The sequence below is a fragment of the Mesorhizobium sp. M0166 genome, from assembly GCF_040322255.1.
In the GTDB taxonomy this organism is placed as follows: Bacteria; Pseudomonadota; Alphaproteobacteria; order Rhizobiales; family Rhizobiaceae; genus Mesorhizobium.
In genome coordinates this window covers 36,545-58,890 of the sequence record NZ_JAMYTD010000004.1, presented here as the reverse complement: position 1 = coordinate 58,890, position 22,346 = coordinate 36,545, and the positions used below count along the sequence as shown (strand labels likewise).

The window sequence follows — 22,346 nt, the reverse complement described above, 5'->3', positions numbered from 1 at the left end:
ATGGTGCTCGCCGCCGGGCTCGGCAAGCGCATGCGGCCGATCACCGACACCATGCCGAAGCCGCTGGTCAAGATCGCCGGCAAGACATTGCTCGACTGGGGGCTGGACTGCCTGGCCGAAGCCGGCGTCGCCAACGCCGTCGTCAACGTCCATTACCTGCCGCAACAGATCGTGGACCATGCAGCCCGCCGCAGTGCGCCGAGAATCGTCATCTCGGATGAGAGTGGCGGCTTGCTCGACTCTGCCGGCGGTATCATCAAGGCATTGCCCAGCTTAGGGGCGCCCTTCTATGTGCTCAACGCGGACACCTTCTGGATCGACAGCGGCGTTTCCAATCTCAGGCGTCTTGCCCTTGCATGGGAGGGCGCGACAATGGACATTCTGCTGATGCTTGCGGATCTCCAGTCGGCAACCGGGCATAGCGGCGGCACCGATTTCCTGATCGCGCCGGATGGCGCCTTGCGGCGTTCGAAGGGTGATCCAGCCGGGCTGATCTATGCCGGCGCCGCAATCGTCCATCCGCGCATCTTCAAGGATGCGCCGGCCGGCCCGCTGTCGCTCAACGCCTATTTCGATGCGGCAATCGCCGCCGGCCGCCTGTTCGGCATGAAGATGCAGGGTCACTGGATCACTGTCGGCACACCTGACGCGATCCCGCGGGCGGAAGCAGCGGTCGCCGCCGCGCTTGCCGGCGCGCCCGCTGCTGTTGCTGAGGCACCCGGCGCTCTTACCGAGTCGAAATGAGCGGCTCCCGCCGCGTTTTCTCGATCCCTCCCGGAGCGCCGTTCCTGCCGACGCTGGCCGAGGCGCTGCTTGCGGGGCGCCTGGTTCCCGGCTTTGCCTACGATGGCGATCCGCTGGTGCTGGCCGATCTCACCATCTATGTGCCGACGCGCCGTGCGGCGCGGGCGCTTCGCGGCGTCTTCGTCGATGCTCTCTCGCGCTCCGGAAGCCGCTCGGCGATCCTGCCGGTCATCCGCCCGCTTGGTGAGTTCGATGAAGATGAAGCCGCCTTCGAGGCGGGAGCTTCGGCCGCCATTGACCTTGCGCCGCCGATCGCCGCGGTAGAGCGTCTTCTGCTGCTTGCGCCGCTGGTGCGGGCGTGGAAACGCCGCCTGCCGGCACATGTCGCGGCATTGTTCGACGAGGAGATCGTCATCCCGGCCTCTGCCGCCGACGCCATCTGGCTGGCGCGCGACCTTGCACGCCTGATGGACGAGATCGAGACCGAAGGCACGGATTGGACAAGGCTCGCCGACCTTGTCACCGGCAATCTTGCAGGCTGGTGGCAGGTGACGCTCGATTTCCTGACCATCGTGACCGAGAACTGGCCGAAGCTGCTCGAGGAACGCCATCGCTCCAATCCGGCCGCGCATCGCAATGCCCTGATAAGGCTGGAGGCGGCGCGGCTGAAGCGTAATCCGCCGGCCGGGCCGGTGATCGCCGCCGGTTCCACCGGGTCTATTCCCGCCACGGCCGAGTTGCTTGCCGTGATCGCCGGTCTGCCCAATGGTGCCGTTGTGGTGCCCGGGCTCGACCGGACACTGGACGACCCCTCCTTTGCCGCCATCAGTGCACTCGGTGCGCGCCCGGCCCTGCTTGGCCACCCGCAATACGGCCTGGCAAAGTTGATCGGCAAGATCGGCGTGCCGCGCACCGACGTCGAGGACCTTGCTGTTGCACCGCGGCCGCTTGCATTGCGCGCCGCACTTGTCGGCGAAGCGCTGCGCCCGGCGGAGACCACTGAGCTCTGGGCCGAGACGCGCGCCCGTTTCACCGCCGGCGATGTTGCCGAGGCCTTCGCCGGCGTGACGCTTCTCGAAGCCGCCAGCGAACGCGACGAAGCAGTGGCGATCGCCGTCGCGCTCAAACAGGCCGTCGAACGGCCCGGCCAGCGCGCCGCACTTGTCACCGGCGACCGTGCTCTGGCGCGGCGCGTCTCGGTCGAGCTGCTGCGCTTCGGCGTTGCCGCCGACGATTCCGGCGGCACGCCGCTCATCAACACGCCAGCCCCCAGCCTGCTCAGGCTGGCACTTCAGGCAGCCTTCCGCCCCGGCGACCCTGTCGCCCTGCTGTCGCTGCTCAAGCATCCGCTGCTTGGCCTCGGCCTGGAGCGGGCAAGCGTGCGCCATGCGGCCGAGATCGTCGAACTCGTGGGGCTGCGCGGCGGCACAGGGCGTCCGGACGTGGCGTCGCTGCCGCAGCTCTTCGACACCCGGCTCCTCGAATTCGACGGCGGCGGCAACCGCCGCCCGCCTTTCTGGCGATCGCGCCTCTCGGTCAGGCGCATCGAACAGGCGCGCGATCTGCTGATCCGGCTAACGGCTGCGCTGGCGCCGCTGGTTGCCTTTCGCGGCGAGGAAAATGCCGATCTTGCCACGCTTGTGCGCGCCAGTGTCGGCGTGCTCGAAAGCCTCGGACGCGCCGCCGACGGTAGCCTGAGCGAACTCTATGCCGGCGATGCCGGCGAAAAGCTCGCCGAGCTCTTGCGCGGGCTGGTCGCGGCCTCGGTGTCGTTCTCCTTCGCGGCGGACGAATGGCCTGACGTGATGGAGGCGCTGATCGCGCCCGAGACGGTCAAGCCGGCGCAGGGCACCGACAGGAACATCGCCATCTGGGGCGTGCTGGAAGCGCGGCTTCAGGACGTCGATACGCTGGTCGTCGGCGGGCTCAACGAAGGCGTGTGGCCGCGCAAACCGGAGAGCGACCGCTTCATGTCGCGGCTGATGAAGACCGGCATCGATCTTGAACCGCCGGAGCGGCGCATCGGCCTTACCGCTCATGATTTCCAGATGGCGATGGGTGCCAAAAAAGTGGTGCTGGCTCGCTCCGGCCGCTCCGGCGACGCACCGTCAGTGCCCTCGCGCTGGCTGCAGCGCATCCTTACCTTCGTCGGCGAGGATCATGCGGCGGCACTTCGCCGGCGCGGCGACGAACTGCTTGCCTGGGCGCGTGCGCTCGATGCCGGCGAAAAGCAGGACTTTGCGCCGCGGCCGCAGCCGAAACCGCCACTCGCCGCGCGGCCGCACCACTTCTCGGTCACCGAGATCGAAACGCTGCGTCGTGATCCCTACGCGGTCTATGCCAGAAGGATACTCGGCCTGATGCCGCTCGATCCGGTCATTCGCGATCCGGGCGCTGCCGAGCGCGGCACGCTGTTTCACGCTATTCTGCACCTCTTCTCAGCAAGGGTGGCCGACCCGCGCGCGCCGGAGGCGCTGGACGGGCTCATTGCCGCCGGCCGGTCCTGCTTTGCCGAGGCGGCCCTGCCCGCCGATGTCGAGGCGGTGTGGTGGCCGCGCTTTGAAAAGCTTGCCGCCGGGATCATCGAATGGGAGCGCGGGCGGGCCGCAGCCGTGGCACGGCGGCACGCCGAGGAACGCGCCGAAAAGACCGGTGTCGGCCGATCCGGCGTGACCCTGTCCGGCTATGCCGATCGCATAGATCTGCTGGCCGGCGGCATGGCCGACATGCTCGACTACAAGACCGGCTCGTCGCCATCCAAAGCACAGGCGCACACGCTGCTCGCGCCGCAACTGGCGCTGGAGGGCGCGCTGCTGCGTCGCGGCGCCTTTGCGGACCTTGGCGCGTGCGAGCCGTCGCAACTGGCCTTCGTGCGGCTGAAGCCCAATGGCGAGGTGTTCGAGGAATCGATCCTCGAATATAACCGCAAGCCGCGAACCGCCGCCGATCTCGCCGAAGAGGCGTGGGCACGGCTGGAAAGACTGCTGAACCACTACGCCGACCCGGCGACCGGCTATCTGTCGCGGGCGCTGCCGTTCCGCGAGGGCGAGACCGACGGCGACTATGACCATCTCGCCCGCGTGCTCGAATGGTCGGCCGGCGGCGACGCCGACGACGAGGGAGGGGAGGCATGAAAAAGGCCTACCCCATTCCAAGCGACACTGCCGCCAGTCAGGCAAGCGCCTCCGACCCGCGCAATTCCGCCTGGGTGTCGGCCAATGCCGGATCGGGCAAGACCCATGTACTCGCCCAGCGCGTCATCCGGCTTTTGCTGCGCGGCACCGATCCGTCCAAGATCCTGTGCCTGACCTATACGCGTGCCGCCGCCGCCAACATGTCGAACCGGGTGTTTTCGACCCTGTCGCAATGGACGGCCCTGGGCGATGCTGAGCTCTCGACACGGATAGAGGCGCTGGACGGCCGCCAGCCCGACCGCGAAACCATGCGCCGGGCGCGGCGGTTGTTTGCCGAGGCGCTGGAAACCCCGGGCGGGCTGAAGATCCAGACCATCCACGCCTTCTGCGAATCGGTGCTGCATCAGTTCCCGCTGGAAGCCAATATCCCGGCGCATTTCGAAATGCTCGATCCGCAAATGGAGGCTTCGCTGTTTGCCGCCGCCCGCCGCGACATGATTTCGGGTGGCGTTGCAGGCGATGCGGCATTGGCCGAAGCTTTTGCCACCGTGCTGGAGCGCGGTGGCGAACATGGGCTCGACGCACTGCTGGCCGAGATCGTGCGCAAGCGCGACGGTTTGCGCGCCTTCATCGCCGCGGCCGGCGGCGATGGTTTTCAGGCGCTGTTCGACGAGTTCCATTTCCGCGCCGGCCAGACCGCCGAAGGTATAGCCGCCTCGGTCTGGCCGCTGCCTGGCTTCCTGCCGGATTATCTCGTCACCTTTTCACGGGCGGCCGAGGCCGCCGATGCGCGCATCGTGCTGAACAATCTCTTGCCCTACGCCCGCCTTGCCTTTGCCGAGGAGGATCCGGTCCGCCGTCTGAATTGGCTCTCCAAGGCTTTCCTGAGGGCCGACGGCGAGCCTTATGATCCGGCAAAGACGTTCAAGAAGGCATTGCTCGACCGGCTGCCCGATCTTGCCGAACGTTATCTGGCGGCGGTCGACGCCATTCTCGAAATCTCCGACCGGCTGGCCTTGTTCAGGATGCTGGAAGGCACGCGTGCCGCGCTGACCATCGCCGACTGGCTGATCGCCCGCTACGAGCAATTGAAGCGCGCCCGCGGCTTCCTCGACTTCAACGACCTGATCACCCGCACCGTCAACCTTCTGGCGCGGCCCGATGCCGGCCCGTGGGTGCAATACAAGCTCGACCAGGGCATCGACCACATCCTCCTCGACGAGGCGCAGGACACCAGTCCCGACCAGTGGGAGGTGGTCAAGCGGCTGGCGGAGGAGTTCTTTGCCGGGCTCGGCGCACGCGACGCCGTCCACCGCACCATCTTTGCTGTCGGCGACGAAAAGCAGTCGATCTATTCCTTCCAGGGAGCCGCCCCGGATTCCTTTGCCGACAGCCGGCTTTTGTTTGCCGGCAAAGTTAGATCCGCCGCCGCCGCCTTCGCCGATCTCAAGCTGACCTGGTCGTTCCGGTCGACCGAAGATGTTCTTGCCGCGGTGGATCGTGTCTTTGCCGACCCGAACGTGCGGCGCGGCATCAGTCACGATCCCGATCCGCTCGACCACAAGGCGATCCGCAACGATGCGCCGGGTTATGTCGAGGTCTGGCCGTCGATCGGCGCCGACGTCGTCGACGAACCGGACGATTGGACGCAAGCGGTCGACCATGCTCACGCGCCGGCAGTCCGCGTCGCTGAAAACGTCGCAGCGACCATTGCCGGCTGGATCGGCGGCGGCGAGGTGATCGAAGGGCGTGGCAAGAAACTCCGGCCCGGCGACGTGCTGGTGCTGGTGCGCAAGCGCGACCGCTTCGTCCATGCGCTGACGCGGGCGCTGAAGCGCCGCGACATTCCGGTGGCCGGCGCCGACCGGCTCAGCCTGCCCGGCCACATCGCGGTGAAGGACCTGATCGCACTCGGCCATTTTCTCATCCAGCCCGAGGACGATCTGTCGCTGGCCGCCGTGCTGCGCAGCCCGATCTTCGATGTCTCGGAAGAGCAGCTTTTCGCGCTTGCTGCCGAGAGGCCGTCCGGCGTCTCGCTGATCGCCTCGCTGCGCCGGCATGCCGGCGAAAGCGAGACGTTGGACGCCGTCGTCAGCCGGCTCGACACATGGTCGAACGAGGCCGCATTCAAGCCGGTGTTCGAATTCTATGCCGCAGCTCTCGCCCGCGACGGCCTGCGCAAGAAGATGATCGCGCGGCTCGGTCCGGAGGCCGGCGACATCCTCGACGAATTCCTGAATTTCTGCCTGGCCGAGGAGCGAACCGGCCTGCCGGGACTGGAATCGTTCCTGTCGACGCTGGAAAACGCGGGCCCCGAGATCAAGCGCGAGATGGACCAGACCCGCGACGAGGTTCGCGTCATGACCGTGCATGCCGCCAAGGGCCTGGAAGCGCCGGTGGTATTCCTTGTCGATGGCGGCTCCGCGCCGTTCAGCGACCAGCACCTGCCGAGATTGATGCCGTTCGAAGGCTCGGGCGACTGCTGGCAGGGCAAGGGCTATCTCTGGCGCTCGGCCAGCGATGTCGCCAATGGATTTTCACGCGCCGCATCGGCCCGCGCTCGCGAACTCGCCGACGATGAATACCGCCGGCTGCTCTATGTCGGCATGACCCGCGCCGAGGATCGGCTGATCGTCTGCGGCTACCATGGCAAGCGGGCGCCGAATACCGGCACCTGGCATTCGATCGTCAGCCGAGCACTGGTCGGTGCCGCGGAGAGCGAAGAACGCCGGCATCCCGCCACTGGCGAGACCGTGCATCGTTTTCAGGTGACGAAGCTGCCGCCCATGCCACTGGCGTCAGTGGATGAGGCACGACAGGCGGAGCGCTTTGCACCATTGCCGGAAACCCTGTTCCGGCCTCTGCCACCCTTCGAGGAATTGCCGCGGCCGCTGTCGCCGTCCGGCGCCTCGGTGCTGATCGACGAGGCGCGGCAAGTGGTCGCCGACACGCGTTCGCCGGTGCTGGATACCGACGCCGAGCCCGGCTTTGGCGTGATACGCGGGCTGGCGCTGCACAAATTGCTGCAGATGCTGCCCGGCATCGCCGAGGAAAAACGCCGGGATGCCGCCGAACTCTATTTGGCAAGAGCCGGCGCGGAATGGCCCGACGACGAGCACGACAAGGCCTTGGCTGGCGTTTTCAGAATTCTTGCCGACGGCCGTTTCGCGCCGCTGTTTGCGCCAAACTCGCGCGCTGAAGTCGCCATCATGGGCAGCCTGGAGGTAAGGGGCAAACTGCGCTCGATTTCCGGCAAGATCGACCGACTGGCAGTAACGCCGGACAAGGTTTCGATCGTCGACTACAAGACTAATCGGCCAGCGCCAGCTGCGCTCGCTGAAGTGCCGCAAGCCTATATTCTGCAACTCGCACTTTATCGCGCGCTGCTTCAGCCGCTCTATCCGGGACGCGAGGTCTCGGCGGCGCTGCTGTTCACCGAGGCGCCGCGGCTGATCGAGCTGCCGGCGGCGGCCATGGACGATGCGCTTGCTAGACTCACGGGAGCGTGACACAACACTTGCTTGAACACGGACGCGATCACCACCACATTTGGTGCGACGAACAAATCGAAAGGATCTCAGCATGGCCACCGTCAAGGTCGACAAGAGCAATTTCCAGGCCGACGTGCTCAACGCCAAGGAGCCGGTCGTGGTCGATTTCTGGGCGGAATGGTGCGGCCCGTGCAAGATGATCGCCCCGGCGCTCGAGGACATTGCCATCGAACTCGGCAGCAAGATAAAGATCGCCAAGCTCAACATCGACGAGAATCCTGAGCTGGCCGCGCGGTTCGGCGTGCGCTCGATCCCGACGCTGATGATCTTCAAGGGCGGCGAAGTCGCCGACATGAAGGTCGGTGCTGCGCCGAAAACGGCATTGTCGCACTGGATCAACGGCAGCCTCGCCTGATCCGATCAAAATTTTGCGGAAAAGCCCGGCCTCGCGCCGGGCTTTCTTTTGCTGGCGTCATTGGTGGGCCGCTCTGGCACTCGCGGCTTGCCGCCCGGTATTCTTCTCTTCTGAACACAAAGGAGAAGCGATATGACCGGATCCGCCAAGGCCACCGTCTTCATCGACAATGAGCGCGTCATCGTCACCGAATACCGCTTCGCCCCGGGCGACAACACCGGCTGGCACCGCCATGGCCACGACTATGTGATCGTGCCGTTGACTGACGGCAAGGTGAAGCTCCTGACCAAGGATGGCGAATCCTTCGCCGAAATGAAGAAGGGCTCGCCGTATTTCCGCAATGAGGGCGTCGAACATGACGTCATCAGCGCAAACGATGGCGAATTCGCCTTCATCGAGGTCGAGCTGAAATAGTCCACCAACCATCGGCTGCGCCGCTACAACTGTCCGGCGCAGTGCGATCACCAATCCGCGATACGATCGCCGCCGACGAATTGGGCGCTTTTCTCAGTGTATTCGAACAGTTCTATCTTCACGCCGTTGGGGTCGCGGATCCAAGCCTGGTAGGTGTCATCGCATGCGCGTTTCTTGGAAGTGACATCAACCCCCTTTGACCTCAGATGGGCGATCGCGGCGTCGATGTTTTCCACTTCGAGGCAGAAGTGGTTGATCTGGTTCAAGTCGCCATAGCTGGCGTCGTCTTTCTGGAACACCTCGACATGGCTACGGCTGCCGCAATTGAGGTAGAAGCCGAAAATCTTCCCGTCGCGCAGGAAATTGAACTGGGTGTCCATGCCGAGGACGTCGCGATAGAAGCTTCGCGTCATCTCCAGGTCATTCGCGAAAATGCAAACGTGAGCGAGCTGCTTTACCTTGATCATGATTGGCTCCTCGCGGTGATCTGGTAAGTGTGTCCGGGTGAAGCACGCCTCAAACCGGCGGCGTGCCGTTTTCGGCCAATACCGCGCCGGCCAGGTAAAGCGATCCGCCAATCAGGATGCGTGGCGGTGGTCCGTCCCATGTGTCGCGCAGCAGCATCAGCGCATTGGCGACAGAACTGACCGGTTCGGCCGACAGGCCGGCCTCGATGGCGCGGGTCGCCAGCTCGTCGTTCGGCACGCCCGCGTCGCTCAGGCTCACCGGCACGGTGTAGACATGCCGCACCAGCCCTTTGAAGGCGCGGAAATAGCCGCTCTGGTCCTTGGTGTTGATCATGCCCGAGATCAGGAACAGCGGCCGCGGGTTCTTTTCCTCCTGCTCGGCCAGCGCCTCGGCGACGACCACGCCGGCGCCGGGATTATGGCCGCCGTCGAGCCAGATGTCGGCGCCCTTCGGCGCAAGTTCGCTCAGCCGGCCCTGAGGCAGCTTTTGCATGCGGCCCGGCCAGGCGACATTCGTCATCGCCTTCTCGGCGGCGCGGTGGCTGATCTCGAAGCCCGCCGCCTTGACCGCCGCAATCGCCGCCGCCGCATTGGCGAATTGATGGCGCCCCGGCAGGCGCGGCGGCGGCAGGTCCATCAACCCATCTTCGTCCTGATAGACCATGCGGCCGTTTTCCTCATAGGCAAGGAAATCCTGGCCATAGACGAAGGCGGGGCAGTCGAGCCGCTCGGCGGTTTCGATGAGCACCTGCTGCGCCGTCTCGCTTTCCTGCGCGCCGATGACGACCGGGCATCCGCGCTTGATGATGCCGGCCTTTTCGGCGGCAATCAGCTCGACGCGGTCACCGAGATAGGCTTCGTGGTCGAGCGACACCGGCATGATCACCGACACGGCCGGCTCGGCGATGACATTGGTGGCGTCGAAGCGGCCGCCAAGGCCGACCTCGAGGATGACGGCATCGGCCGGATGTTCGGAAAACAGCAGGAAGGTGACGGCGGTGAGGATTTCGAAGACGGTGATCTTCTGACCTTGATTGGCTTTGGCGACGCGGGCGATGGCTTCGGCGAAGACCTTGTCGTCCACCAGCCTGCCGCCGCCATCGGCGGCCAGCCGGTAGCGCTCGTGCCAGTTCACCAGATGTGGCGAGGTATGGACGTGGACGCGGTAGCCGGCGGCTTCGAGCAGCGCCCGTGAAAAGGCGGCACAGGAGCCCTTGCCGTTGGTGCCGGCGATGTGGATGACCGGCGGTAGCTGGTCCTGCGGATTGCCGAGGCGTTCGAGTAGCCGCGAAATGCGGTCGAGCGAAAGGTCGAAGCCCTTCGGGTGAAGCGCCATCAGGCTTTCGATTTCGCGGTCGGCGGCAAGCGTGGTCATGGCGAATCCTAGGCGCGCCACGGACGGCGCGCAATCGCAGTTCGTGGCGAATGCGTCAGGCGTGCGGCCGGGCTTCGGCCGGAATCACCGACGGCGGCAGGATCTCCGGCTCCTGCGGTTTTTGCTCTTCCGGCAGCTTGAGCACCATTCTCAGCAGCCGCGCAATCGTCTGGCGCATCTCCAGCCGTGACACCACCATGTCGACCATGCCGTGTTCCATCAGATATTCGGCGCGCTGGAAGCCGTCGGGCAGCTTTTCGCGGATGGTCTGCTCGATGACGCGCGGGCCGGCAAAGCCGATCAGGGCGCCGGGCTCGGCAATATGCACGTCACCCAGCATGGCGTAGGAGGCGGTGACGCCACCGGTCGTCGGGTTGGTCAGGACGACGATGTAGGGCAGGCCGGCTTCCTTCAGCCTGTCGACGCCGACCGTGGTCCGCGGCAATTGCATCAGCGACAGGATACCTTCCTGCATACGGGCGCCACCGGAGGCCGCAAACAGGATCAGCGGCCGCTTGCGCTGCAGGGCGACCTCGAAACCATGCACGATGGCATCGCCGGCAGCCATGCCGAGCGAGCCGCCCATGAAGGCAAAATCCTGCACCGTCACCACCACCGGCACGCCCTCGACCGTGCCCAGCGCATTGATGATAGCGTCTTCCATGCCGGTCTTGGCCTTGGCATCCTTCAGCCGGTCTACGTAGCGCTTCTCGTCGCGGAACTTGAGCGGATCCTGAACGACCTTGGGGTTTTCCAGCGTCTCGTATTTGCCGTCGTCGAGGAAGAATTTCAGCCGTTCCTTGGCCGATATCTTCATATGGTGGCCGGAGGACGGGATGACGAACTGGTTCTGCTCCAGATCCTTGTGGAACACCATTTCACCGGTCTCGGGATCCTTGATCCACAGGTTTTCCGGCATGTCGGTGCGGCGGCCGAGCATCGAATTGATCTTCGGACGGACGTAATTGGTGATCCAGTTCATTCGCTTCGGCTCCTGTCCTTACGAAGAGTTAGACCATGATCCCGAAAAGTGGAAACCGGTTTTCGGCAAAGGTCATGGCCAACCAGAAGATCAAGATTATTCGGCGGCAGCAAGGCGAGCCGCGCGAACCCCTTGCGAAAGCCCGCTGACCAGCGTGGCGACGGCCTCGGCCGGATCGGCGGTCTTTTCGCCCTTCGGCCCGAGCACGTTGGCGACGGCATTGACGATTGCGGTGCCGACAACGACGCCGTCGGCCGACGCGCCGATGGTGCGCGCCTGCTCGGCGGTCTTGACGCCGAAGCCGACGCAGACCGGCAGGTCGGTATGGCTCTTGATGCGCTTGACCGCTGCCGCCACCTTGCCGGTGTCGGCCAGTGCCGAACCGGTAATGCCGGTCATCGAGACGTAGTAGACGAATCCCGATGTGTTCTGCAGCACCTTGGGCAGGCGCTTGTCGTCGGTGGTCGGCGTCGCCAGCCGGATGAAATTGATGCCGGCCTTGAGTGCCGGGATACAAAGTTCCTCGTCCATCTCAGGCGGCAGGTCGACGACGATCAGCCCGTCTATTCCGCTGGCCAGCGCATCGCTCAGGAAGCGCTCGACGCCGTAGATGTAGATCGGATTGTAATAGCCCATCAAGACGATCGGCGTTTCATTGTCGCCGGCGCGGAATTCCGAGGCCATCTTCAGCGTCTTGACCAAAGTCTGGCCGCCCTTCAGCGCCCGCAGGCCGGCCGCCTGGATCGCCGGGCCGTCGGCCATTGGATCGGAAAACGGCATGCCGAGCTCGATGATGTCGCTGCCGGCGCCGGGCAGCGCCTTCATGATCGACAAGGACGTCTCATAGTCGGGGTCGCCGCCCATGAAATAGGTGACGAGTGCCGGGCGCCCCTCGGCCTTCAGCTTTGCCATGCGGCGGTCGATACGGGTGGCCATGATCAGATCTCCATGCCCAGCATATTGGCCACCGTATGCACGTCCTTGTCGCCGCGGCCGGACAGGTTGACGATGACGATCTGGTCCTTGTCCATATCAGGCACGATCTTCACCGCCTGTGCGATGGCATGGGCCGATTCAAGCGCAGGAATGATGCCCTCGACGCGTGTCGTCAACTGGAACGCCTCCAGCGCCTCGCTGTCGAGGATCGGCACATAGTCGACGCGGCCGGAATCGCGCAGCCACGAATGCTCCGGCCCGACGCCGGGATAGTCGAGGCCGGCCGAGATCGAGTGGCCGTCCATGATCTGGCCGTCGGCGTTCTGCAGGAGGTAGGTGCGGTTGCCATGCAGCACGCCGGGCGCGCCGGCACTCATCGAGGCGCAATGCTCGATGCCGTCGAGGCCGCGGCCGCCGGCTTCGACGCCGATGATGCGCACCTCACTGTCGTCGAGGAAGGGATGGAACAGGCCGATAGCGTTGGAACCGCCGCCGACACAAGCGATGATGGTGTCCGGCAGCCTGCCTTCCTGCTCGAGGATCTGGGCACGCGCCTCGGTGCCGATCACCGACTGGAAGTCGCGCACCAGCTCCGGATAGGGGTGCGGGCCGGCGGCGGTGCCGATCAGGTAGTAGGTATCCTCGACATTGGTCACCCAGTCGCGCAGCGCCTCGTTCATGGCGTCCTTCAGCGTGCCGTGGCCGGCGGTCACCGGCCGCACCTCGGCGCCCAGAAGTTTCATGCGAAAGACGTTGGGACTTTGCCGGGCGACATCGGTCGCGCCCATATAGACGATACAGGGAAGCCCGAAGCGCGCCGCCACCGTGGCGGAAGCGACGCCATGCTGGCCGGCACCGGTCTCGGCGATGATCCGCGTCTTGCCCATGCGCTTGGCGAGCAGGATCTGGCCGAGGCAGTTGTTGATCTTGTGCGAGCCGGTGTGGTTCAGGTCCTCGCGCTTGAAATAGACCTTTGCGCCGCCCCCGAGGCCCTTAGCCGCGGAAACCTCGCGAAGGTGCCTGGTCAGGCCTTCGGCGAAATAGAGCTTCGACGGCCGCCCGGCGTAATGCGTCGAGAGATCGGTCAGTTCGGCCTTGAAATCCGGGTCGTTCTTGACCTCGTTCCAGTGCCGCTCCAGCTCGAGGATCAGGGGCATCAGCGTTTCGGCAACGAAACGACCGCCAAAAATGCCGAACATGCCCTGCTCGTCGGGGCCGGTGCGGAAGGAATTCGGTATCGCCGGCTTATCCATCGCCGATCTCCTGGTCTGTGGTTTGAAGCGTGGTCAGGCGGCGCGGTTGTCGCGTGCTGCCCCGACGGTCCGGAAAAATTGTTCGATCAGCGCCGGTTCCTTGACGCCCGGGGCGCTCTCCACGCCCGAGGAAATATCAATTCCGGGCGGGTTCGCCAGCCGAAGGGCGTCGCCGATATTGCCGGCATTGAGCCCACCGGAAAGCATGTAATCGACGCCGGCGTCAAGGCCAGCCAGAACGCGCCAATCGAAGGCAAGGCCGTTGCCGCCCGGCAATTCCGAACCCTTAGGCGGCTTGGCGTCGAACAGGAAACGGTCGGCAATGCCGATGAAGGGTCTAACCCGCTCGAGATCGGCAGCCTCGCTGACCGGCAGCGCCTTCATCACCGGCAAGCCGTAGCGCACCTTCACTTCGGCCACCCGCCCGGGGGTTTCGGCGCCGTGAAGCTGCAGCATGTCGGGCTGCATCTTTTCGACGATCTCATCCAGGAACACGTCGCTGGCGTCGACCGTGACCGCAACCGCCTTGGCTCTGCCGCGCGCCGCTTCGCGCAGGCGGCCGGCTTCCGCCGGCTCGACATAGCGCGGGCTTTTGGCAAAGAAAATGAAGCCGACATGGCTGGCGCCGCCGGCCAATGCCGCAGCCAGAGCCTTGTCGGTCTTCAACCCGCATATCTTGATGTCGAGCGCCATGGCGCGGGATTGGCACGAAACAGCCAAAGAGTCGAGAAAAAGCATCCTGTTTGCCGCCGGCGCGGAACGCGCTACCTTGCTAATGTAAGAGCCGAATGCGCTACCTTGCTAATATAAGAGCGCGACGCGCTACTTGCTCAGGCACAAAGGCGGGAGAACAAAGACCATGCCGGAAAAGACCGTCGCGGAACTCAGGCACAAGCTGGCGCAGGCCCATGAGGTCATCGCTCATTTGATGGACAAGGCCGCTTTCAACGGCGCCGAGGCGCACCGGGCGCTGGCCTATTTCAGCAACGACACCTTCGAGCAGGATTTCCTGCCCTGGCCGCGCCATGTCGATGAGGGGTTGCGGCCGGAGGAGTTGAACGCGGCGAATGACGATTGATCGGACAACTACTCGAACGTGATCGCCTGCAGCGCGCCGCCATTGCGCTTGAGCCAGTCCTTGCAGCGCTCGGTGTCCGGGCAAAGCTGCTCGCATAATTTCCAGAATTTCGGGCCGTGGTTCATCTCCTTGAGATGCGCCACCTCATGCGCGACGAGGTAGTTTATCACCGGCCGCGGCGCCATCATGATGCGCCAGGAAAACGACAGATTGCCCTCCGACGTGCACGATCCCCAGCGGCTAGACGTATCCTTGAAGCGGATCGCCTTGGCGCGCTTGCCGACCGCAGCACTGTGCTTGGTCACCAGCGCTTCGATCTCGCGCTTGGCTTCGCGCTTGAGGAAATCGGCGATGCGGCGCGGCAGGTGCACGCGTTCGCCATGCACGATCATCAGCGGCCCGCGCTCGTCGCGCGATAGCGTGACCGTGCCGCGTTTCGACGGTTCATGGACGATGCGATGCGGCACGCCACGCACCGGTATCTTGATGCCGGGCCGCACCTGCGGCCGATTGGGCACCTTGGCCAGCCTTTGCTCCAGCCAGTCCTGATGGCGGTCGAGGAATTTTTCCACCTCGCCGCGGCGCAGTCCCGGCGGCACGGTGATGCGCAGGCCGCGGCCGCCGGAATCGATGCGCAGCGTCAGGCGCCGCGCCCGGTCGTTCTCGACGATCTTGAGCGGCAGCGTGCGGCCGGCAACGCAATGCTCGCGCTCCACGACGGGCGTGGGCTTGGGTTTCGTCGGAGTGCGAAAGAAGCCGAAGGACATCCCGGGACGATACGTGATTCGAGGGAAACGACTAGAACAAAAAAGAAACGGCGCCGCTGACGCGACGCCGTTGGACTATCTATCTGCGCACGGGACCTTACTCGTCGAGCAGGCCCGGCGTGGACTTGCCGCTGGGTTTGTTGTTCGTCGTCGATCCGGTCGTGGGCGACGTCGACTTGTTACGGTTGGCCATGAAGCGATCGAACTCTTCCTGGTCCTTGGCGCGGCGCAATTCGCGGGCATATTCGTCGAACTCGCTCAGCATCTCGTCGAGCTTGCGGCGTTCCTCGGCAAGCCGCTCGAGCTCCTTTTCGCGCCAATCGTCGAAAGCGACGTTGCCGGTGCGGGCGGAGCCATGACCCCAGCGCGCGGCCTTATCGGAACCGCGGCGGCAGCCGGCGAAGATGCCGTCGGTGGCGCGGTTGACGTCACGCTTGAAGCCGTCGAGCCTGTCGCCCCAGATGATGTAGGCGAGCATGGCTAAGCCGAGCGGCCAGAACACCATGAACCCGATCACCATCAACGCGATGGTCGCCGGCGTCCAGGCCGGACGGATCAATGCAGATGTGTTCATTTCTCCCAATCCTTCAGTTGGAGACAGCCAAATCCGGCTGCGTGGAATCGAAATGGGATGGAGAAAACGGCGATTCAAGACAGCAACCGCCAAAACCGGACAAGCGGCTGAAATGATTATCGCTTTTTGAGCTTTTCGAGGAAAAGCACGACCAATCCCGCAATCAGCCCCCAGAACGCCGCGCCGACGCCGAACAGCGTCAGCCCCGATGCGGTGACGGCGAAGGTGACGGTGGCGGCCATCCGCTCGTCCTCGTCTTTCAAGGCGATTGACAGCGCATTGGCGAGCGGTGCCATTAGCGCCAGGCCGGCGACCAGCGCGATCAGGCTCTGCGGCAATACGGCGAAGATCGCCACCAGCGATGCGCCGAACAGGGCAAAGACGAGATAGGCCAGCGCGTAGAACGGCCCGGTCTTCCAGCGCTCGGCCGGATCGGGATGCACATCAGGCCCGGTGCAGATCGCCGCGGAGATCGCCGCCAGATTGGTGGTCGAGGCGCCGAACGGCGCCGTCAGCAGCGAAAACAGGCCGGTGACGCCGATCAGCGGCCCGGGTTCGGGATGATAGCCGGCTGCCCTCAGCACGGCGAGGCCGGACAAGTTCTGCGAGGCCATGGTGACGAGGTAGAGCGGCAAGGCGAGGCCGATGATCGCGGTGGCGCTGAACTGCGGCATCACCAGCGTCAAGCTCGAAAGTTCCGGTGCCGGCAGACCGCCGACCCGGCCGGTGAGAAAGGCGGCGAGACCGCCGCCGATCAGCACCAGCAGCACCGACAGCGCCGGGTTGAACAGGCGGATGGCGAAGAACGCCGCAACCAGCGGCAGGATCAGCCAGGGGTCGAGGGGAACGGTTTTCACCGCATTGATGGCGAAGGTGACGACGATGCCGGCCAGCATTCCGGATGCGACCGAAGCCGGTATTCTGGCGATCAGCTTGGTCAACGGCCTGAACAGGCCTGTGGTGATCAGCAGGACCGCGGTGACGATGAAGGCGCCAACCGCCTCGCCCATCGAAAAGCCGGTCGATGCGGCGATCAGCGCGACGCCTGGCGTCGACCAGGCGGTGATGACCGGCATTTTCGTACGCCACGACAGCCACAGGCTCTCGATCGCCATCGCCAGGCAAAGCGCCGTCACCCAGCTTGCGGTCTCGACCTGCGTTGCGCCGACCGCCTTGGCCGCGGCAATGACGATGGCCAGCGTACCGCCGAAGCCGACGATCGCCGCCACCGAGGCGGACACCGGAATGGAAATGCGCATGTCTCTATCCCGCCTGCCGCACCATCGCGTCCACCGCCCGCACCAGCATGTCGAGATCCTGCGGCCGCGACAGGCGGTGATCGCCGTCGGGGATGAGCGACAACGTGACGTCGTCGGCCGGCAGCAGGCTGACCAGCTTCAGCGCATGGCTCGACGGCACGTCGGGATCGGCCAGCCCTTGCAGGATGTGGACCGGACAGTGCGTGTCGATCGGCCCGGTCATCACCCGGTTGTTGCGGCCGTCCTCGATCAGTGTGCGGGTGTAGATGTACGGTTCGACGGAATAGTCCGACGGCTCTTCGAAAAAGCCCTTTTTCCTGAGGTCGCGCTTCTGCGCCCCGGTCAGCACCGGCTCCACCAGTTCGAACGTGAAATCAGGCGCCGGCGCCAGCAGCACAAGGCCGGCGACGCTGTTCTCGCCCGCCCTGCACAACTCCTGCACCATGCGCAGCGCGATCCACGCGCCCATCGACGAGCCGACCAGGATTTGCCGGCGCTGGGTGAAGCGGCGGAAAACCGCCATGCTCTCGCCCAGCCATATCGAGATGGTGCCGTCGGCAAAGGCGCCACTCGATTCGCCGTGGCCGGAATAATCGTGGCGCAGGAAGGCGCGGCCTTCTTTGCGCGTCCATTCCGACAGGGTTTCGGCCTTGGTGCCCAGCATGTCGGATTTGTAGCCGCCAAGCCAGACGATGCCGGGCTCGGCACCTGCCGCATGCCTGACGGCGATGCTCGTCCCGTCGACGTCCAGAAAGATCGGGGTGGTGGTCATGGTGTATTCCCTCACGCCGGTCTTTTGGCACAGCAAGGCATTCAACGAAAAGTGCTCTGCGGTGTCTTTAGCTTGGTGCAACGGCGCTGATTTGCCTTCGCGTTCCCATTCGACACGGCGGTCGCTTGCTTAATGTATTGCGTATCGCGTTACAGAGCCCTATATGTCTTTGACCGTCCAGGAAGCCGCGCAATGTCCGCCCTGTCACCGAGAAAAGAGACGCCCGTATCGATGCGGTTCCGCAACGATGATCTTGCGATCAAAGATCGTGGCGCAGACCTCCTCGGCCTTTCGAGAACGGAATTCATGCGACGCGCCGCAATTCAGGAGGCGCAAACCGCCATCCTGAACGAAATCGTCATCCGGCTCTCCCCAGACGCTTTTCGGGACTTCGTGCAGGCGATCAGTGCGACGCCTGCTCCCATTCCACCCAAGGTCGCCGAGCGCCTGCGACGTAAATCTTTCGGGAGCAGCTGAATCGGGTGGCGCTGTCTGGTGTCGAACTCCTCTCGGAAAGACATCGCTTGGAAGGGTTCGAATGCGGCAAGCCCGCACTTGACCATTGGCTGGCGAATTTCGCCCATTCGAATCACACGCGTGGCTTTACTCGCGTCCTTGTGGTTCACGATGCTGGTCAGGTGATCGGCTACTATGGCTTGGCTCCGACTGTGATTGAGCCCAACACCGCTCCACGTGCCATCCGAACGGGGCGCCCGCCGGATCCAATTCCCTGTTTGCTAATCGGCCAGCTTGCCGTAGACCGCCGCCATGTCGGCCGGGGGATAGGCTCGGCGCTTGTGAAGGACGCCTTGCAACGGTGTATCGCCGGCGCGGCAATCGTCGCAGGCCGCGCCGTCATTGTTCGCGCCATTGATGGTGAGGCCGAGACATTCTGGCAAAGCTGGGGATTCATCCCGGCGCGCGACAACCCTTCGGTTCTGATGCGCTCGCTTGACGATATCCGTGCCTGGCTCTCCGGCTACTGACCATCATTCATGCGCAGCCGCGTTTGTTCGCCGCCTTGGTCTTGCTCTTCTCATCGAGCAGGTGATTTCCTGAGAATGCTGTGCTATTGACTCCGACCGCGCGCTCACCACATTGCGCGTTCGCAATTCTGAACTGAAGAACCCCTTAACGAAACGGCTCAAGGAGACCACGACCATTCGCAGACCTTTCAAAGCAGCGGCGCCCACCAAGGAAGGCCCGCGCTCCAACCGTGACATCCGGGTTCCCCGGGTCCAGCTAATCGACGCCGAAGGCCAGAACCGCGGCGATGTCTCCATCAACGACGCATTGCTGCTCGCCGAAGAGGCTGGGCTCGATCTGGTCGAGATATCGCCCAATGCAGTGCCGCCCGTCGTAAAGATCCTCGATCTCGGCAAGCTGAAATACGCCAACCAGAAGAAGGCGGCCGAAGCACGCAAGAACCAGAAGGTCATCGAGATCAAGGAGATCAAGATGCGCCCGAACATCGACAGCCACGACTACGAGACCAAGATGAAGGCCGTCCGGCGCTTTTTCGAGGAAGGCGACAAGGTCAAGCTGACGCTGCGCTTCCGCGGTCGCGAGATGGCGCATATGGAACTCGGCATGCAGCTTCTGAACAAGGTTCGCGAGGAAGTGGCGCCCATCGCCAAGGTCGAAGCCGAACCGAAGCTCGAAGGCCGCCAGATGATGATGGTGCTGGCGCCCCGCTAAAGCGCGTTGCGCTTTAGTTCTGTTTTGTGCATGTCGTTGTCCCAAAACCGCTGCGCACCCTCGGGTCAAGTCCGTGGGGAGGCTTTTTGGGCGACGTGCATAAAATCCGCCTGAATCATGTTGCAAGGCGTCCCGGCGATCGGCGGGGCGCCTGTTTCTTGGCCAGACGCTGCGATCGCCGGCGAGAGCAAAGACGCTCTGGTTCCCTCGACGATCGGATTCCCGACATGGTCAATGACGTCAAGCATTCGGAAGCCAAATACGGGCTGGGCAGCTACCAGCACACGCGCAGGATGGTGCTTGCCGTCGTCGTCGTCGTCCTGTTCGCGATGCTTTTGTTCGGGCAGTCGGTTTTTCCGCCCGATACGCCTGTGCATGAAACGATCGAAATGGTCGGCGTCGTGCTGATCTTTCTCGGCATCGTCGGACGCTTGTGGTCGACGCTCTATATTGGTGGACGCAAATCCTCCGAAGTGGTGACCGGCGGGCCATATTCGATCACCCGCAACCCGCTCTATGTCTTCTCTACTTTAGCTGCCGCCGGTGTCGGCGCACAGATCGGCTCCATCACCGCCACGATCGGCTTTGGAGCGCTCTGCGCGGGTGCCTTTTACATCGTTATCCTGCGCGAGGAGAAATTCCTCAAGGAGGTTCTCGGCGCGCCATACCAGGCCTACCTGGCGAAAGTGCCGCGCTTTTTCCCGAAGCTGGCGCTGTATCAGGAAGGCGACACCGGCGGCTTCAAGCCGCGCCTGCTGCGAACCACGCTGCTGGACGGTCTGGTCTTCCTGGTTGCCTTGCCGGCTTTCGAACTGATCGACGGCGCCCAGCAGTCCGGCATATTGCCGGTGCTGTTCCGTTTCCCCTGAGTCCGGTGTTGCTGAGTACAGTGTTGCTGAGCACGGGGTGTTGCGCGCTAGCCCGCTTTGACGTATAGGACCGCCGTTCCCAAAAAACCGCCCGGCAGGGCATGCCGTGGCGGTTTCATTTGCTTTTCGGGCTTTGGTCGGCCTGAAGCGAACAAAAAGCGCATTGGTGCGCATATAAACGGAGTAGCAAAATGCCCAAGATGAAGACCAAATCGGCCGCCAAGAAGCGGTTCAAGATCACAGGTACGGGTAAAGTTCTGTCGGCTGCGGCCGGCAAGCGTCACGGCATGATCAAGCGTTCCAACAAGTTCATTCGAAATGCCCGCGGCACGATGGTTCTGGCTGAACCGGATGGCAAGAAGGTCATCAAGAATTTTCTGCCGAACGGCCTCTAGGGCATTCGGTCTGGACAGCGTTTTAAGGAGATCATGACATGGCACGCGTAAAGAGAGGCGTCACCTCGCACGCCAAGCACAAGAAGGTCCTGAAAGCCGCCAAGGGTTTTTACGGCCGTCGCAAGAACACCATCCGCATCGCCAAGCAGGCGGTGGAAAAGTCGCTGCAGTACGCCTATCGCGACCGCAAGAACCGCAAGCGTTCGTTCCGCGCGCTGTGGATCCAGCGCATCAATGCGGCGACGCATGAGCATGGCCTGACCTATGGCCGTTTCATCGACGGTCTCAACAAGGCCGGCATCGAGATCGATCGCAAGATCCTGTCGGATATGGCCATCCACGAGCCGCAGGCATTCGCCGCACTCGTGGCCAAGGCCAAGGTCGCGCTCGAATATCTCAAGAATACCACGCCGAATGCTTTTGAAAGCGCTGTCGCTTAAGACCAGCGCTTCCCAAGCTATTCGACACTTGATTTGGGAAACCCGCGCTGGCAGGGCTGGCGCGGGTTTTTCTTTGCTTCCAATCGGATCTGGAACATGAGTGACATGGAAACTCTCGAAAATTCCCTGATGGCCGAGATCGCCTCGGCCGCCGACGAGCAGGCGATCGAGGCGGTGCGTGTCTCGGCCCTTGGCAAGAAGGGCTCGGTTTCCGAGATGCTGAAGACACTCGGCTCGATGAGCGCCGAGGAGCGCCAGGTCAAAGGCCCGGCAATCAACGGCCTCAAGAACCGCGTTACCGAGGCGCTTTCGGCGCGCCGTGCCGAGCTGAAAGATGTGGCGATCACGGCACGGCTTGCCGCCGAGAAGGTCGACGTCAGCTTGCCGGTCAGGCAATCGCCGGCCGAGCGCGGCCGCATCCATCCGATCAGCCAGGTTATCGACGAGATCGCGGCGATTTTCGGCGATCTCGGCTTTGCCATTGCCGAAGGTCCCGACATCGAGACCGACTATTACAATTTCACCTCGCTGAACTTCCCGGAAGGCCACCCGGCGCGCGAGATGCACGATACCTTCTTCTTCCAGCCGGACGCGCAGGGCGAACGCAAGCTTTTGCGCACCCACACCTCGCCGGTGCAGATCCGCACCATGGAGATGCAGAAGCCGCCGATCCGCATCGTTATTCCTGGCAAGACCTACCGGCAGGATTCCGATGCCACCCACTCACCGATGTTCCATCAGGTCGAGGGGTTGGTGATCGACAAATCGGCTAATGTCGCCAACATGAAGTGGGTGCTGGAGGAGTTCTGCAAGGCCTTCTTCGAGGTGCCGAGCGTCAAGATGCGCTTCCGGCCGTCCTTCTTCCCGTTCACGGAGCCCAGCCTCGAGGTCGACATCCAGTGCGACCGTTCGCGGCCCGGCGAGGTGCGCTTCGGCGAGGGCTCGGACTGGATGGAGATCCTCGGCTGCGGCATGGTCCACCCCAATGTGCTCCGTTACGGCGGCCTCGATCCCGACGAATACCAGGGCTTTGCCTGGGGCATGGGCATCGACCGCATTGCCATGCTGAAATACGGCATGCCGGATCTGCGCGCCTTCTTCGACGCGGATGTGCGCTGGCTGTCGCATTACGGATTTAGGCCGCTCGACATGCCGACGCTGTTCGGGGGCTTGAGCGCGTGACGAGCTGGCCGCAGCAAATCCGCGGGCAGCTCGCCTTCCTGCACATGTCCGACGCGCGGCCGCATAGCTTCAAGTGCAGCGTGCCCAGACCAGACGGAACA

General features: G+C 63.8%; 23 protein-coding genes. 13 read left to right on the top strand and 10 right to left on the bottom strand.

Going from position 1 to position 22,346, the window contains the following annotated elements; translation table 11 throughout:
- From NKJ46_RS06860 to NKJ46_RS06840, 5 genes are all read left to right on the top strand, one after another.
- Nucleotides 1-744 carry a nucleotidyltransferase family protein gene (locus NKJ46_RS06860; RefSeq protein ID WP_352663931.1) on the top strand — a complete coding sequence of 248 codons (744 nt, stop codon included), beginning with the start codon at nt 1-3 and terminating at the stop codon, nt 742-744.
- Nucleotides 741-3,878, top strand: coding sequence for a double-strand break repair protein AddB (gene addB / locus NKJ46_RS06855; RefSeq protein ID WP_352663470.1), 3,138 nt, complete (start codon nt 741-743; stop codon nt 3,876-3,878). Before NKJ46_RS06860 ends, addB begins: the two co-directional genes overlap by 4 nt.
- Nucleotides 3,875-7,387, top strand: a complete 3,513-nt coding sequence (gene addA / locus NKJ46_RS06850) for a double-strand break repair helicase AddA (protein WP_352663468.1) — start codon at nt 3,875-3,877, stop codon at nt 7,385-7,387. The genes addB and addA overlap by 4 nt, the downstream gene beginning before the upstream one ends.
- A 73-nt stretch (nt 7,388-7,460) precedes the next feature.
- Nucleotides 7,461-7,784, top strand: coding sequence for a thioredoxin (trxA, locus tag NKJ46_RS06845; protein ID WP_352663466.1), 324 nt, complete (start codon nt 7,461-7,463; stop codon nt 7,782-7,784).
- A 132-nt stretch (nt 7,785-7,916) separates the two neighbouring features.
- Nucleotides 7,917-8,198, top strand: a complete 282-nt coding sequence (locus NKJ46_RS06840) for a cupin domain-containing protein (protein ID WP_254815949.1) — start codon at nt 7,917-7,919, stop codon at nt 8,196-8,198.
- A gap of 47 nt (nt 8,199-8,245) precedes the next feature.
- Here the strand turns inward: NKJ46_RS06840 and NKJ46_RS06835 are convergent, their stop codons facing one another.
- The 6 genes from NKJ46_RS06835 to NKJ46_RS06810 form a co-directional block, all read right to left on the bottom strand.
- Nucleotides 8,246-8,665: a VOC family protein gene (locus NKJ46_RS06835; RefSeq protein ID WP_352663464.1), complete on the bottom strand. Its 420-nt coding sequence runs from the start codon at nt 8,663-8,665 to the stop codon at nt 8,246-8,248.
- A gap of 49 nt (nt 8,666-8,714) precedes the next feature.
- Complete coding sequence (locus NKJ46_RS06830) at nt 8,715-10,040, bottom strand: bifunctional folylpolyglutamate synthase/dihydrofolate synthase (protein ID WP_352663462.1); 1,326 nt, start codon at nt 10,038-10,040, stop codon at nt 8,715-8,717.
- Between the two features lie 55 nt (nt 10,041-10,095).
- Nucleotides 10,096-11,022 (bottom strand): acetyl-CoA carboxylase, carboxyltransferase subunit beta, encoded by a 927-nt coding sequence (gene accD / locus NKJ46_RS06825; protein WP_352663460.1) that lies wholly within the window; start codon nt 11,020-11,022, stop codon nt 10,096-10,098.
- 96 nt (nt 11,023-11,118) lie between these two features.
- Nucleotides 11,119-11,958: a tryptophan synthase subunit alpha gene (gene trpA, locus NKJ46_RS06820; protein WP_352663458.1), complete on the bottom strand. Its 840-nt coding sequence runs from the start codon at nt 11,956-11,958 to the stop codon at nt 11,119-11,121.
- Nucleotides 11,959-11,960: 2 nt separating this feature from the next.
- A complete protein-coding gene (trpB, locus tag NKJ46_RS06815) occupies nt 11,961-13,211 on the bottom strand; it encodes a tryptophan synthase subunit beta (RefSeq protein WP_352663456.1) in 1,251 nt (416 codons plus the stop codon).
- Between the two features lie 33 nt (nt 13,212-13,244).
- Nucleotides 13,245-13,904 (bottom strand): phosphoribosylanthranilate isomerase, encoded by a 660-nt coding sequence (locus tag NKJ46_RS06810; protein WP_352663929.1) that lies wholly within the window; start codon nt 13,902-13,904, stop codon nt 13,245-13,247.
- Between the two features lie 166 nt (nt 13,905-14,070).
- Between NKJ46_RS06810 and NKJ46_RS06805 the strand changes: the two genes are divergently transcribed.
- Nucleotides 14,071-14,289, top strand: coding sequence for a hypothetical protein (locus NKJ46_RS06805; protein ID WP_352464644.1), 219 nt, complete (start codon nt 14,071-14,073; stop codon nt 14,287-14,289).
- An 8-nt stretch (nt 14,290-14,297) separates the two neighbouring features.
- Here NKJ46_RS06805 and NKJ46_RS06800 read toward each other — a convergent pair whose 3' ends face one another.
- The 4 genes from NKJ46_RS06800 to NKJ46_RS06785 form a co-directional block, all read right to left on the bottom strand.
- Complete coding sequence (locus NKJ46_RS06800) at nt 14,298-15,056, bottom strand: M48 family metallopeptidase (protein ID WP_352663454.1); 759 nt, start codon at nt 15,054-15,056, stop codon at nt 14,298-14,300.
- A gap of 97 nt (nt 15,057-15,153) precedes the next feature.
- Nucleotides 15,154-15,630 (bottom strand): DUF2852 domain-containing protein, encoded by a 477-nt coding sequence (locus tag NKJ46_RS06795; RefSeq protein ID WP_352663452.1) that lies wholly within the window; start codon nt 15,628-15,630, stop codon nt 15,154-15,156.
- A 116-nt stretch (nt 15,631-15,746) separates the two neighbouring features.
- Complete coding sequence (locus NKJ46_RS06790) at nt 15,747-16,889, bottom strand: benzoate/H(+) symporter BenE family transporter (RefSeq protein WP_352663450.1); 1,143 nt, start codon at nt 16,887-16,889, stop codon at nt 15,747-15,749.
- 4 nt (nt 16,890-16,893) lie between these two features.
- Nucleotides 16,894-17,661: an alpha/beta hydrolase gene (locus tag NKJ46_RS06785; protein ID WP_352663448.1), complete on the bottom strand. Its 768-nt coding sequence runs from the start codon at nt 17,659-17,661 to the stop codon at nt 16,894-16,896.
- A gap of 192 nt (nt 17,662-17,853) precedes the next feature.
- On the opposite strand from NKJ46_RS06785, the gene NKJ46_RS06780 reads away from it, so the two are divergent.
- The 7 genes from NKJ46_RS06780 (at nt 17,854) to pheS (ending at nt 22,245) form a co-directional block, all read left to right on the top strand.
- Nucleotides 17,854-18,138: a type II toxin-antitoxin system TacA family antitoxin gene (locus NKJ46_RS06780; protein ID WP_352663446.1), complete on the top strand. Its 285-nt coding sequence runs from the start codon at nt 17,854-17,856 to the stop codon at nt 18,136-18,138.
- Nucleotides 18,139-18,185: 47 nt separating this feature from the next.
- A complete protein-coding gene (locus tag NKJ46_RS06775) occupies nt 18,186-18,647 on the top strand; it encodes a GNAT family N-acetyltransferase (RefSeq protein ID WP_502903368.1) in 462 nt (153 codons plus the stop codon).
- A 175-nt stretch (nt 18,648-18,822) separates the two neighbouring features.
- Complete coding sequence (gene infC / locus NKJ46_RS06770; RefSeq protein ID WP_023677573.1) at nt 18,823-19,359, top strand: translation initiation factor IF-3; 537 nt, start codon at nt 18,823-18,825, stop codon at nt 19,357-19,359.
- A gap of 227 nt (nt 19,360-19,586) precedes the next feature.
- Nucleotides 19,587-20,228, top strand: coding sequence for a methyltransferase family protein (locus NKJ46_RS06765; RefSeq protein WP_352663442.1), 642 nt, complete (start codon nt 19,587-19,589; stop codon nt 20,226-20,228).
- A gap of 191 nt (nt 20,229-20,419) precedes the next feature.
- Nucleotides 20,420-20,623, top strand: coding sequence for a 50S ribosomal protein L35 (gene rpmI, locus NKJ46_RS06760; RefSeq protein WP_006201248.1), 204 nt, complete (start codon nt 20,420-20,422; stop codon nt 20,621-20,623).
- 38 nt (nt 20,624-20,661) lie between these two features.
- Complete coding sequence (gene rplT / locus NKJ46_RS06755; protein WP_006201247.1) at nt 20,662-21,063, top strand: 50S ribosomal protein L20; 402 nt, start codon at nt 20,662-20,664, stop codon at nt 21,061-21,063.
- 96 nt (nt 21,064-21,159) lie between these two features.
- Nucleotides 21,160-22,245 carry a phenylalanine--tRNA ligase subunit alpha gene (gene pheS, locus NKJ46_RS06750; RefSeq protein ID WP_352663440.1) on the top strand — a complete coding sequence of 362 codons (1,086 nt, stop codon included), beginning with the start codon at nt 21,160-21,162 and terminating at the stop codon, nt 22,243-22,245.
- Nucleotides 22,246-22,346 lie beyond the last annotated feature (101 nt).

What these genes read in the sequence shown, in the direction of transcription:
- NKJ46_RS06860 (WP_352663931.1), top strand. Translation starts at nt 1, where the DNA reads ATGGTGCTCGCCGCCGGGCTCGGCAAGCGCATGCGGCCGATCACCGAC.
- addB (WP_352663470.1), top strand. Translation starts at nt 741, where the DNA reads ATGAGCGGCTCCCGCCGCGTTTTCTCGATCCCTCCCGGAGCGCCGTTC.
- addA (WP_352663468.1), top strand. Translation starts at nt 3,875, where the DNA reads ATGAAAAAGGCCTACCCCATTCCAAGCGACACTGCCGCCAGTCAGGCA.
- trxA (WP_352663466.1), top strand. Translation starts at nt 7,461, where the DNA reads ATGGCCACCGTCAAGGTCGACAAGAGCAATTTCCAGGCCGACGTGCTC.
- NKJ46_RS06840 (WP_254815949.1), top strand. Translation starts at nt 7,917, where the DNA reads ATGACCGGATCCGCCAAGGCCACCGTCTTCATCGACAATGAGCGCGTC.
- NKJ46_RS06835 (WP_352663464.1), bottom strand. Translation starts at nt 8,665, where the DNA reads ATGATCAAGGTAAAGCAGCTCGCTCACGTTTGCATTTTCGCGAATGAC.
- NKJ46_RS06830 (WP_352663462.1), bottom strand. Translation starts at nt 10,040, where the DNA reads ATGACCACGCTTGCCGCCGACCGCGAAATCGAAAGCCTGATGGCGCTT.
- accD (WP_352663460.1), bottom strand. Translation starts at nt 11,022, where the DNA reads ATGAACTGGATCACCAATTACGTCCGTCCGAAGATCAATTCGATGCTC.
- trpA (WP_352663458.1), bottom strand. Translation starts at nt 11,958, where the DNA reads ATGGCCACCCGTATCGACCGCCGCATGGCAAAGCTGAAGGCCGAGGGG.
- trpB (WP_352663456.1), bottom strand. Translation starts at nt 13,211, where the DNA reads ATGGATAAGCCGGCGATACCGAATTCCTTCCGCACCGGCCCCGACGAG.
- NKJ46_RS06810 (WP_352663929.1), bottom strand. Translation starts at nt 13,904, where the DNA reads ATGGCGCTCGACATCAAGATATGCGGGTTGAAGACCGACAAGGCTCTG.
- NKJ46_RS06805 (WP_352464644.1), top strand. Translation starts at nt 14,071, where the DNA reads ATGCCGGAAAAGACCGTCGCGGAACTCAGGCACAAGCTGGCGCAGGCC.
- NKJ46_RS06800 (WP_352663454.1), bottom strand. Translation starts at nt 15,056, where the DNA reads ATGTCCTTCGGCTTCTTTCGCACTCCGACGAAACCCAAGCCCACGCCC.
- NKJ46_RS06795 (WP_352663452.1), bottom strand. Translation starts at nt 15,630, where the DNA reads ATGAACACATCTGCATTGATCCGTCCGGCCTGGACGCCGGCGACCATC.
- NKJ46_RS06790 (WP_352663450.1), bottom strand. Translation starts at nt 16,889, where the DNA reads ATGCGCATTTCCATTCCGGTGTCCGCCTCGGTGGCGGCGATCGTCGGC.
- NKJ46_RS06785 (WP_352663448.1), bottom strand. Translation starts at nt 17,661, where the DNA reads ATGACCACCACCCCGATCTTTCTGGACGTCGACGGGACGAGCATCGCC.
- NKJ46_RS06780 (WP_352663446.1), top strand. Translation starts at nt 17,854, where the DNA reads ATGTCCGCCCTGTCACCGAGAAAAGAGACGCCCGTATCGATGCGGTTC.
- NKJ46_RS06765 (WP_352663442.1), top strand. Translation starts at nt 19,587, where the DNA reads ATGGTCAATGACGTCAAGCATTCGGAAGCCAAATACGGGCTGGGCAGC.
- rpmI (WP_006201248.1), top strand. Translation starts at nt 20,420, where the DNA reads ATGCCCAAGATGAAGACCAAATCGGCCGCCAAGAAGCGGTTCAAGATC.
- rplT (WP_006201247.1), top strand. Translation starts at nt 20,662, where the DNA reads ATGGCACGCGTAAAGAGAGGCGTCACCTCGCACGCCAAGCACAAGAAG.
- pheS (WP_352663440.1), top strand. Translation starts at nt 21,160, where the DNA reads ATGAGTGACATGGAAACTCTCGAAAATTCCCTGATGGCCGAGATCGCC.